General features: G+C 61.6%; 8 protein-coding genes. 7 read left to right on the forward strand and 1 reads right to left on the reverse strand.

Annotated features, from left to right (window positions below; translation table 11 throughout):
• The first annotated feature begins 113 nt into the window (after positions 1-113).
• Both leuS and Q0G75_RS04555 read left to right on the forward strand, forming a co-directional pair.
• A complete protein-coding gene (gene leuS, locus Q0G75_RS04550; protein ID WP_294415716.1) occupies positions 114-2,687 on the forward strand; it encodes a leucine--tRNA ligase in 2,574 nt (857 codons plus the stop codon).
• A 189-nt stretch (positions 2,688-2,876) separates the two neighbouring features.
• The gene (locus tag Q0G75_RS04555; protein ID WP_294415727.1) at positions 2,877-3,512 is read left to right on the forward strand and encodes an ElyC/SanA/YdcF family protein; all 636 of its coding nucleotides are present in this window, start codon (positions 2,877-2,879) and stop codon (positions 3,510-3,512) included.
• 45 nt (positions 3,513-3,557) lie between these two features.
• On the opposite strand, the gene Q0G75_RS04560 is transcribed toward Q0G75_RS04555, so the two are convergent.
• Positions 3,558-5,324: a helix-turn-helix transcriptional regulator gene (locus Q0G75_RS04560; protein ID WP_294415715.1), complete on the reverse strand. Its 1,767-nt coding sequence runs from the start codon at positions 5,322-5,324 to the stop codon at positions 3,558-3,560.
• A gap of 406 nt (positions 5,325-5,730) precedes the next feature.
• Here Q0G75_RS04560 and Q0G75_RS04565 point away from each other — a divergent pair, with 406 nt between their 5' ends.
• The 5 genes from Q0G75_RS04565 (at position 5,731) to Q0G75_RS04585 (ending at position 11,449) form a co-directional block, all read left to right on the forward strand.
• On the forward strand, positions 5,731-8,151 hold the full coding sequence (locus Q0G75_RS04565; protein ID WP_294415713.1) for a DMSO/selenate family reductase complex A subunit: 2,421 nt from the start codon (positions 5,731-5,733) through the stop codon (positions 8,149-8,151).
• Between the two features lie 27 nt (positions 8,152-8,178).
• The gene (locus tag Q0G75_RS04570; RefSeq protein WP_294415711.1) at positions 8,179-8,799 is read left to right on the forward strand and encodes a 4Fe-4S dicluster domain-containing protein; all 621 of its coding nucleotides are present in this window, start codon (positions 8,179-8,181) and stop codon (positions 8,797-8,799) included.
• Between the two features lies 1 nt (position 8,800).
• Positions 8,801-9,658, forward strand: a complete 858-nt coding sequence (locus tag Q0G75_RS04575) for a DmsC/YnfH family molybdoenzyme membrane anchor subunit (RefSeq protein WP_294398960.1) — start codon at positions 8,801-8,803, stop codon at positions 9,656-9,658.
• 93 nt (positions 9,659-9,751) lie between these two features.
• A complete protein-coding gene (dmsD, locus tag Q0G75_RS04580) occupies positions 9,752-10,423 on the forward strand; it encodes a Tat proofreading chaperone DmsD (protein ID WP_294415710.1) in 672 nt (223 codons plus the stop codon).
• 54 nt (positions 10,424-10,477) lie between these two features.
• Positions 10,478-11,449: a DmsC/YnfH family molybdoenzyme membrane anchor subunit gene (locus Q0G75_RS04585; RefSeq protein WP_294415709.1), complete on the forward strand. Its 972-nt coding sequence runs from the start codon at positions 10,478-10,480 to the stop codon at positions 11,447-11,449.
• Positions 11,450-11,475 lie beyond the last annotated feature (26 nt).

Raw genomic sequence — 11,475 nt, forward strand, 5'->3', positions numbered from 1 at the left:
AGTCCGCTCGGCTTTCCTTGCCTGGGATGTTGCCGCTTTTTCCCCTCGTGAAAACGCGGGGCTGCTACAATGAACCCTATGTGTATTACCGCGTCAGCCAAGGAAGATGGACGATGAAACAGTACAACCCTCACGAGATCGAACCTCGTTGGCAGAAGGCTTGGGAAGATGCCGACCTGTACAAGGTCACGGAAGATCACGCCAAGCCCAAGAAGTACGTGCTCGAGATGTTCCCGTACCCGTCGGGCGACATCCATATGGGCCATGTGCGCAACTACACGATCGGCGACGTCATCGCCCGCTATTCCAAGATGCGTGGCTTCGACGTGCTGCATCCCATGGGTTGGGACGCGTTCGGCCTGCCGGCTGAGAACGCGGCCATCAAGCATCACAGCCATCCGGCGAAGTGGACCTATGCCAACATCGAAACCCAGAAGGCCAGCTTCAAGCGCATGGGCCTTTCCTATGACTGGGACCGTACCGTCGTGGCGTGCGACCCCGAGTACTACCGCTGGGGCCAGTGGATCTTCCTGCAGTTCTGGAAGCGCGGCCTGGTGGAGCGTCGCAACTCTCCGGTGAACTGGTGCCCGAAGTGCCAGACCGTGCTCGCCAACGAGCAGGTCACCGAGGGCGAGTGCTGGCGTTGCCACAGCGCCGTCGAGAAGCGCGACCTGACGCAGTGGTATCTCAAGATCACCGATTACGCGCAGGAGCTTCTGGACGACCTGGATCAGCTGGACGGCTGGCCGGAGCGCGTCAAGCAGATGCAGGCGAACTGGATCGGCCGCTCCGAGGGCGCCGAGGTGAAGTTCACGCTGTGCGACAAGCAGGGCAACGCACCCGAGAATCCCACGGAAGACGACCTGATCACCGTGTTCACCACGCGTGCCGACACCCTGTTCGGCTGCAGCTTCTTCCTGCTTGCCCCGGAAAGCCCCATCCTGAAGGGCCTGGTCGAGGGCACGGAGTATGAGGCCGCGGTCATGCAGGTGGTCGAGGACGCGAAGAAGATCACCGCCGTCGAGCGTGCGCAGGGCAACAAGGAGAAGCACGGTGCGTTCACCGGCCGTTATGTGGTGAACCCCATCAACGGCGAGAAGGTGCCCGTGTGGGTTGCCGACTACATCGTGGCCGATTACGGCACCGGCGCGGTTATGGCTGTGCCGTGCGGCGACCAGCGCGACTTCGAGTTCGCCAAGAAATACGACCTGCCCATCATCCCCATCATCTTGGGTGACGACGACCCGCTGTTCGAGCAGCTCAAAGACGAACAGGGCCGTGTGGTCACCAGCGTCGATTGGGATAGCGCCATGGAGGCCGAGGGTCGACTGGTGCAGTCCGGCAAGTACACCGGCCTTACGGGCGGCAAGCATTCCGAGGGCGAGGAGGCCATCGTTGCCGATCTGGAGGCCGCGGGCCGCGGCAAGCGCAAGGTGGAGTTCCGCCTGCGCGACTGGCTGATCTCCCGCCAGCGCTATTGGGGCAACCCCATCCCGATGATCTACTGCGATAAGTGCGGCCTGGTGCCGGTGCCGGAAGAAGACCTGCCGGTGCGCCTGCCCGAGGACATCGACCTTTCCGCCGGCGAGACCTTGGCAACGCACGAGGGCTTCGCGAAGTGCACGTGCCCGAAGTGCGGCGGCGAGGCTCGCCGTGAGACCGATACCATGGACACGTTCACGTGCTCGAGCTGGTATTACTTGCGCTACACCGACCCGCACAACACCGAGCTGCCCTTCGACAGCGCGAAAACCAACCGCTGGATGCCGGTCGACCAGTACATCGGCGGCATCGAGCACGCCATCCTGCACCTGCTGTACAGCCGCTTCTTCACAAAGGTGCTGCGCGATCTGGGCATGCTGGACTTCGACGAGCCGTTCAAGAACCTGCTGTGCCAGGGCATGGTGCTTGACGAGCACGGCGACGTCATGAGCAAGTCCAAGGGCAACGTCATCTCCCCCGAGGAGATGATCGCGGGCTACGGCTGCGACGCCGTGCGCGCCTACATCCTGTTCATGGCTCCGCCTGATAAGGAGCTGCAGTGGAACGAGGACGGCCTGGCCGGCATGCACAAGTTCCTCAACCGCGTGTGGCGCATGGTGCACGACCTGGTGGGCAAGGCCGACGAGGATACGCTGTACCAGCCGGGCGCATCCGATGCCGAGGCGGCAGCGGCTCGTAAGGTGCTGCTGCGCGAGCGTCATCGCGTCGCCGGTAAGGTTGTGGACGATTTCGATCGCAACAACTTCAACACCGCCATCGCCGCCATCATGGAGCTGGTGAACGCCATCGGCGATTACCTGCGCAAGGTCGGCCCGGAGCAGCGCGCCGCATCCGCTGACGAGCAGGCGCTTGCGACCGAGGTCGCCAATGTGCTGGTAAGGCTGCTGGCACCCATCTGCCCGCATATGACCGACGAGCTGTGGCATGATGCGTTGGGTTGCGAGGGCTCCATCCATACGCAGGAATGGCCCGAGTTCGACCCCGAGAAGGCCAAGGACGACGAGGTCGAGCTTGCCGTGCAGATCAACGGCAAGGTGAAGGCCCGTATCACGGTTGCCGCGGATGCCGATCAGGAATCCGTGAAGGCTGTGGCGCTCGAGGCCGTGCAAGACGCCGTGGCAGGCAAGGACCTGAAGAAGGTCGTTGTGGTGCCCGGTCGTCTGGTGAACATCGTGGCGAAGTAAAAACGCTGACATTGCAGTCGAAGCGACCCGGAGGATGCTCCGGGTCGTTTTGTTTTCGGGGTTGGGTTTCGGTGGCGTTGTTGCGCCGTTCCGGCGAAACGCTTGCCGTGAGGTTTCGGCGTTTGCTATTGTCTGTTTCCTATGAGTAGCGCGAAGAAACATAAGGGATGCCTGAGGCGGGTGCTGGATATGGTGCTGGCGGCGGTATTTGCCGTGGTGGCGGTGTTCGCCATTACGAACGTGGTGACCATCGTGGGCTCGAAAGGGTCCATCGTCACCCCCGAGAAGGCCAGTATCGGCAACGCCGATGCCATCGTGGTGCTCGGGGCATCGGTGTTGCCGGACGGAACGCCTTCGGGTATTCTGGCCGATCGCCTGGATGATGGCATCGCGCTGTACTTTGCGGGAGTGGCGCCGAAGATCATCATGAGCGGCGACAACGGCACCGCTTCGTACAACGAAGTGAAGGCGATGAAGCAATACGCTATCGCGCAAGGCGTGCCCAGTCAGGATATCTTCTGCGATCATGCGGGCTTCTCCACGTACGAGAGCATGTACCGGGCGAAATACGTGTTCGGGTGCGAGCGCATCGTGGTTGCCACACAAACGTATCACCTGTATCGCGCGTTGTGGTCCGCGAAAAGCCTGGGGATGCAAGCCGAGGGCGTTCCCAGCGACTACCACGAGTATCAGAAACAACTGCAATACGATATTCGGGAGATTCCCGCGCGCACTAAGGACTTCTTCAAGGCGCTGTTCCGCGTGCCGTCCACGTATGTGGGCGAGCCGATCAGCCTTGATCAAAGCGGGGATGTGACGAACTGAAGCAAGATGGCCGCGCGAAATGCGCGGCCATCGTTCGTTCAGAGGTTAATCTTCCAGGTCTTTCGGATTGAACGTTTCCAGCAGGTCGACCAGCTCTTGCTTCTTGTGGATATCCAGCTTGGCGTAGATGCGCTTGCTGTGGGTTCGGATGGTGTTTTCCGAAACCACCAGCTGCTCGGCGATGCGCGCCACGGTGTTGCCTCGTGCGATGAGCTCCATGACCTCGGTTTCGCGCGCGGATAGGCGGTAGTGCTGTCGAACCAGCACAGCCTGCTTCGACAGGCGGTCCTGGTAGTTGGGCGCATCGGAGCTGCGGGCATGGTCGCGTTTCTCGAGTTTTGCGGCATCCGTCGGGAGGGGGCCGTTGTCGGGCGCCATCGCGGGTTCTCTGGCGATCGAGGCGTCCTCGGTATCCGTTCGTGCGATGATGATGGGCCTCATCTCGAACATGCCGGTATCTTGCATGTTGAAAGGGCAGGGGCCCGCGCATCCGGCGTTTGCCGCGGGAGACGCTTCGCTTCCTGATTCGACTTCATCGAGGTCGGTTTGGCGCTCGTTGATGTCGGCGATTTGCAAAGGCGCGCCTGCGACAAGCTCGATGTCCTCCGCTTGGCTTGCCGCCAGCGCCCGTTTGAAGCCGCCTTGGCCGATGAAGAACATAAGGCCGAGCAAGTACACCGCCACCAGCGCGACGACGGCATCGGGCTGCATGCCGATGACGCGTATCTGCTCGGCGAAGGTGCCTGCAAGGAACCCGACATCGTGCAATGCATACACGATGCCAGCGAAGAAGCCGTAGATGAACACGGGGTTGATGCCTCGGTCGCGCGATGCCTGCGCGCACTGGATCATCATGAGCGCGATGGCCACGCTGTATACCGCATACAGGATGGCGGCTTGCCATCGCGCATAACCGTCGCTGCAAAACGGAAGCACCAGAAACGAGCTGATGAGCAGCGGGAAGGCGATGCGGTAGGCGTTGGCGACGTTCATCCGCACGTTCTTGAACTGCCAGAGCACCAAAACGCCGATGCCCGCAACCAGGCATCCCGTCATCGACAGCAGGTTCACAAGGCTGCCGACCCGTGGGTCGCCGATGGCCAGCGAGCGCATGACGCCGGTGCAGAATGCGATGGCGCCGACGCATAAGGCGCTGCGCCAGTAATCGCGCAGCACGCGCCTATACACGTTCGGGTGCTCGCGCGGAACATCCTCGAACATGGGCTGCCTCAAGTCGATGTGCCGGCTTTTCAGCACGATGGCGAGCGCGAACAGCGGCATGAACACCAGCGGGATGAGAAACGCGGTCACGGCTTGTGGGATGGCGTACAGGGCGAAGTACAGAAGCGCGCCATAGGCCGTGCCCAGGATCAGGTCATGGTTGCCATGGTCTGCGTCGAAGCTGGCGAACAGGCGCTGCCACAACATATAGAAGCCGGCAGACCCCAGGCCCAGAAGCGCACCGCCGGCGATCACCAATATGTGAGCGATTCCATGTAGATAGATGGCTCCGATAAGGCAGCACCAGCCAAGCAGATAAGGGGCGCTGGCAAGCATCACCATGAAGCGGCGCGTAGGTCCGGGGAAGTAGTACACTCCGATGGCGCTGGCGAAATAGCATAGCGAGAACACGAGCGATTGCATCAAGAAGAACCAGAACATGACCTCCGGGGTTTGGAAGTTCATGGGCAGAAACGGGAACACGCCGCCCCATACGCCGGCTGCGTTGATGGCCAAAAAGAGGGCGTATCCAAGCGATGCGGTGTTGGGCTTGAACGTGCGGGCTATGTTGGAAATGCGTGTACGTGCCACAGAGATCCTCGTCGTCGGGCACTGCCGTTCGCCCGCCTGAAGGTGCCGGCGGCGGATGGTCGAGTGCTCTTCTCCCTTGCGTGATTTCGCCGCTGCATAGCAAGAATGCGAAATCGATTGCTCAAAACAGTATAGCGCGCAATCGGGTCCAGGCTGTCACATACTGCAAAGGGTGATAGCCTGTGAACTGGGCAAACGCGAAATTCGCACGTTTTATGTGACACGGCTGATCGGGCAAGGCGATAAGGTTTCCTCACCAAATGCGCTTGGAGGGTAGACGAGCCCCAACCAAGGAAGCAAGGGTGGTGAGCGGCGAAAAGGCCGCGAAAGGAAGAAGCCGTGTCGCGGCGCGCGATAGCGCAGCCGTTTCGACAGAGGCGAAAAGGAAAGAATGAAGGGGGAGGCAATGCAAGACATGCCAAGCATGAACCGCCGCACGTTCGTCAAGTCGACGGGTGCGCTGGGTGCTCTGGCCGCCGTCGGCGGCGCTGCTGCAACGGGTGCGAACCTGTTCGGCGCAACCGAACCGGCGCTCGCGGAGTCCGAGGAGAAGATCACATGGGGCCATTGCGCCATCAACTGCCCGGGCCGCTGCAGCCTGAAGTTCCATGTGAAGGACGATGAGGTTGTGTGGGTGGACACCTGCACGAGCAAGGACGCCGGGTTCGATGACCCGCAGCCCCGTGCGTGCCTGCGCGGCCGTACGTATCGTCGTTGGATGAACCATCCCGACCGCATCAACTACCCCATGAAGCGCGTCGGCAAGCGCGGCGAGGGCAAGTTCGAGCGCATCTCTTGGGATGAGGCTATCGACCTGGCGGCCACGAAGCTCAAAGAGGTTATCGAGAAGTACGGCAACGAGGCTGTGTACCTGCCGTATGCGACCGGCGTTTCCGCAACCACGGCTCGTCCGTTCAATCGACTGCTGAACATGCTGGGCGGCAGCCTGAATCGCTACGGCGATTATTCCACTGCCCAGATCACGGCCATCACCCCTTACATGTACGGCTCCAAGAACAACGGCGGCAGCTCCTTCAAGAACGCCGAGGATGCCAAGCTCATCCTCATGTTCGGTACCAGCCCCACCGAAACGCGCCAGGGCGGTCTGACCACTCATTACGACTGGGTCCAGCTGCGCGAGAAGACCGGTGCGAAGATCTATGTGATCGATCCGCGCATGAACGACTCCATCATGGGCCATTCCGACCAGTGGCTGCCCATCAACCCCGGCACCGACGCCGCGTTGGTCGCGGGTATCGCACATTACCTGATTCAGCATGACATGTGCGATATGGACTTCCTGCACACCTACTGCGTGGGCTTTGACGAACAGACCATGCCCGAGGCGTACAAGGGCAAGAACATGTCCTATTTCGACTATGTTATGGGCACGGGTTACGACAAGGTGGAGAAGACGCCGGCGTGGGCTGCCAAGGTCACCGGCATCCCCGAGAAGAAGATCGAGGAGCTGGCTGAAGAGATCGGCACCACCAAGCCGCTGTTCGTCTGCCAGGGCTGGGGCCCGCAGCGTCGCAGCAACGGCGAGTGGACGTCCTGGTCCATCATGGCCCTGCCGTGCCTGGTCGGCCAGGTCGGCCTGGCGGGCACCAACAACGGTTGCCGCGAGGCGCGCAACAGCCCGACGCTGCAGTCCCTGCCGGCGGGCACCAATCCGGTGAAGGCCTCCATCTCGTGCTTCGTGTGGACCGACGCCATCAAGCATGGCGCGGACATGACGGCCAAGAACTGGGGCGTGAAATACGTCGACAAGCTGAACACCGGTATCAAGTACATGATCAACTACGCGGGCAACTGCCTGACCAACCAGCATGGCGACATCAACTATGCGCACGACATCCTGGTGGACGAGTCGCTGTGCGAGTTCATCCTGGGCATCGACATCGTGATGACCGATTCCCTGAAGTACTCCGACGTCATCCTGCCCGACATGTTCCGCTTCGAGCAGAACTCGCAGATCGCCACGGGCTCGAACTGGGGCTATGTCATCACCGGCACCCCTGCTACGTCCGTGAAGTACGAGCGCAAGACCTGCTACGAGATGTGCGAGCTTATCGCCGACAAGTTTGGCGTCAAAGACAAGTTCACCGAGGGCAAGACCGAGCTCGAGTGGATGAAGGAGCTGTACGAGAAGTCTCGCGAGAAGGACGAGGAGCTGCCCACGTGGGATGAAGCGGTGAAGATGGGCGTGTACACGCGCGAATATGCCCCCACCATTTCCATGAAGAAGTTCCGCGATGATCCCGAGGCCAACGCGCTGACCACGCCCTCCGGCAAGATCGAGATCTTCTCCGAGAAGCTGCTGAAAGACACCGAAGGCTGGGAGCTGACCGACGGCGATACGCTTGCATGCCTGAACACGCTGGCGCCGATCCCCGCGTACATCCCCGAGTGGGATGGCGTTGAAACGACCACCGATGAGTATCCGTTGGCGTTGGGCGGCTTCCATTATCGCGGCCGTCTGCACTCCTCTTGGGGCGGTATCGAGGAGCTGAAGGAGGTCAACCCGCAGGAGGCTTGGATCAATCCGGCAGATGCGGAGCCTCGCGGCATCAAGCAGGGCGACACCGTCCATGTGAAGAACGAGTTCGGCACCATCGAGCTGTTGGCGAAGGTCACGCCGCGTGTTATCCCGGGCATGGTCGCCATTTCCCAGGGTGCTTGGCATAACGCGGATATGTCCTCTTCCGATCCCAAGGCTCGTCTGGACAAGGGCGGTTGCATCAACACGCTGACCACGCATCGCCCGAGCCCGTTGGCCAAGGGCAATCCGCAGCATTCCAACATCTGCGAAGTCGTGAAGGCTTAAAGGCAGCGAGTACGAGAGGAGTAAGAGATGACTCGATATGCATTTCATTTCGACGGCACTCGCTGCACGGGTTGCAAAACCTGCGAGATGGCCTGCAAGGATTTCAAGGACCTGAGCGTCGGCACCGCGTTCCGCAAGGTGTACGAGGTGACGTTGGGCACGACCGAGCGCGATGCGAACGGCTGCGTCGTCAGCAGCTGCGTGAGCTATCCGCTGTCCATGTCGTGCAACCACTGCGATGACCCGGCGTGCACCAAGGTGTGCCCGACCACCGCAATGCACAAAGACCCCGAAACCGGTCTGGTGTCCGTGGACGCCGACAAGTGCATCGGTTGCGGCTACTGCCACATGGCCTGCCCGTACAACGCGCCGAAGGTCGATCGCGAAAAGGGCCACAGCGTGAAGTGCGACGGTTGCGCCGAGCGTGTTGCCGCAGGTGAAAAGCCTGTATGCGTGGAGGCGTGCCCGGCTCGCGCGTTGGACTTCGGCACGATCGAGGAAATGGCCAAGCTCGGCGAGCGCGGGAACATCGCGCCTCTGCCCGAGCCGACCTACACGAAACCGAACCTGTACATCAAGGCTTCCGCCGACGCCCTGCCCGCAGGTGCCGAGGACGGCAAAGTCGTGAATCCCCTGGAGGTGATGTAGCATGATGGCCGAGCTGCCTTTGGCTTTGTTCACCACGCTGGCGCCTATCGGCGCGGGCGCGTTCATCGCGCTGGCTGTGGCTTTCTTCACCACGAAGTTCTCCGATGAGCAGCTGAAGAAGATCGACCGCATGACCACCATCCCGGTCGTCGTGTTGGTGGCAGGCTTCATCTGCGCGTTCTTCCATCTGGCAAGCCCCATGCATGCGTTCGGCGTGTTCGCCGGCCTGGGCGCGAGCCCGCTGTCCAACGAGCTGCTTGCCGGCGTCGTGTTCGCCGTGCTGGCTATCGTGTACTGGATCGTGGCGCTCGCCGGCAAGCTTGGCGAGGGTGCTCGCAAGGGTTTTGCCGCTGTGGTAGCTGTCATGGCGATCGTGTTCGCGTGCTTCACGGGCGCTGCCTACATGATGGAGACCATCGTTTCCTGGAACACCCCGATGGTTCCCGTTGCCGTGCTGGGCTTCAGCCTGCTGGGCGGCGTTTCCCTGGGCGTGCTCGTGCTGGCGCTGTCCGGTGCGCTTGAGGATGCTGCGAAGGGTGGCTTCAAGATGGCTGCGCTGGCGGTGCTGGTCGTCGGCCTGGTCCTTGGCGTGGTTGGCCTGTTGGTGCAGGTCATGAGCGTGTCCGGCATGGGCAACGCGCTGGTCGACGGCGCGGACCTGGTTACCGCCGCCTCTGCTCCCATGTGGATCGGCGTGGTGTGCATGGTCGTTGCCGCAGCGGCCGCCTTCATGGCTCTGCGCAACTCGAAGTCCACGGCGCTTGCCGCCGCGGCTCCGGTGCTGGCGATCGTGGGCGTGTTCGCTGCTCGCCTGGCGTTCTATGCGGTGCAGCTGAGCGTTGGCCTGTGCATCGGCTAACCGCTGAGGGTCGATGCTTTTCGGGGCGCGTCCGGTTTGCGGGCGCGCCCTTTGCCTTATGATGGATGCCTTAAGCGATAAGGAGAGGATCGCATGACGGATCTTGATGCTGCGACGCTTGAGGGCGTTGCGTTTCTGGGGAACACCCTGGCGCCGTTCTTCCTGCAGGACCCGCGAACAGGCTCTGCAGAGGCCGAGTTTGCGGCGGTCGCTGCGCTTGATGCACAGACTGCTGGCGCGGAATGGCCGTTTGCCGGCCAGAAAGAGGCCGCACGTTATCTGGCAATGATGGTCGAGGGCCTGGCGCCGAGCCGCGTTGCCGGAGAGGGCGGTGCCTTTGCCGCGGATGATGATCTGACGTGGGAGTATCGCCGCTTGTTCATTGGCCCGGCCGCAAAGCCGGCGCCGCCGTGGGGCTCGGTGTACACCGACCGGGAGTGCGTGGTGTTCGGCGCGACCGCCCTTGAGCTGCGCGCATGGATGCGCGAACATGGCGTTGCGCGAACCGCTGACGAGAAAACCCCGGAGGACCATATCGGGCTTATGCTCGCCCTTATGGCGTGGCTCGCGCAGAATCAGCCCGCCGACCTGGGCGAGTTCCTGAGCCTTCACTTCCTGACGTGGGTGGGGCATTTCCTGGACGAGCTTGCCGATGCCGCCGAGCATCCTTTCTATGAAGGGCTGGCTCGCTTAACGCGTGCAAGCTTGGACGGCGTTCAGGAGGCGTTGGGGTTGGAGGTCGTCACGCCTCGCTTCTATCGCTAAAATACCAAGGAATCGTTTGGTCCGGCGCGTCGCTGCAAGCTGACGCGCCGGACCATGCAGGTGTTATGCGCGTTTCGCATCGAGCAGTGCTGCAAAGAGGGGGAGCTGATGATTTCCGGGTTCGATACTGCGTTAGGCGAGGTGACGTTGGTGCTGTTCACCACGCTCGCCCCTTCGGGCGCTATCGCCCTTGTTCTGGTTGCGGCGGTGTTGTTGCTTCCGAAGCTCGAATCGACGATGCGGGCGCGCATCAGCACGTTCATGTGCATCCCCCTTGTGGTTACCATGGTAGGGCTTGTCGCGTCGGCCACGCATCTTGGAAACCCGGCCAATGCGCTGTACGTGTTTTTGCACGTCGGGTCCAGCCCTCTTTCGAACGAAGTCGTCAGCGCGGTGGGGTTGTTGGCGTGCAGCGGCCTGTATTGGCTGTACTCGTTTTCGGCCAAGCCCTTTGTATGGCTGCATCGGCTGCTGCTGACGATGATTGTGGCAACGGGCGTCGCGTTCGTGACGATGGTGTCCCTTGCGTATTCCGTCGACACCATCGTCACTTGGAGCTTGCCTACGGTTCCGATTTCGTTGTGGTTGAATGCCCTGGTGGGAGGGCCTTTGCTGGCGGCGATCACGTTGTATGCCGCCCAATGGCGTGCGCTTGCGGGGCGTTTCGGTCTGCTGCTGATGACAGTGCCCTTCATTGCGCTTGCGGCTAATATGGCCGCGTATATCGTGCAGGGCCGGCTATTGAATGGTGTCGCGAATTCGGTGGTCGCGGCAGCCGACCTTGTGCCGCATTACCGCACGATGCTGCTGGTGTTCGCGTTGATGTGCTTTGCCGGTTGCGTGCTTGCCGCCTTCACGATGCATGCCGTGTCGAGGGAAGCGGTGGCGCACGGCGGGGGTGAGCTTGCATTCTCCAAGCGCGTGCTTGTTCGCCTGCTTGTCTCGTGTCTGCTGGTGTTCGCCGGCATCTTCGTCATGCGTTTCGCGTTCTATATGATGCACTTGATGGTCGGCCTTGCCGTATAGGTCGTATAGGCCCAGGCTGCAAAAAC

The sequence above is a fragment of the uncultured Senegalimassilia sp. genome, assembly GCF_934636665.1.
Taxonomy (GTDB): domain Bacteria; phylum Actinomycetota; class Coriobacteriia; order Coriobacteriales; family Eggerthellaceae; genus Senegalimassilia.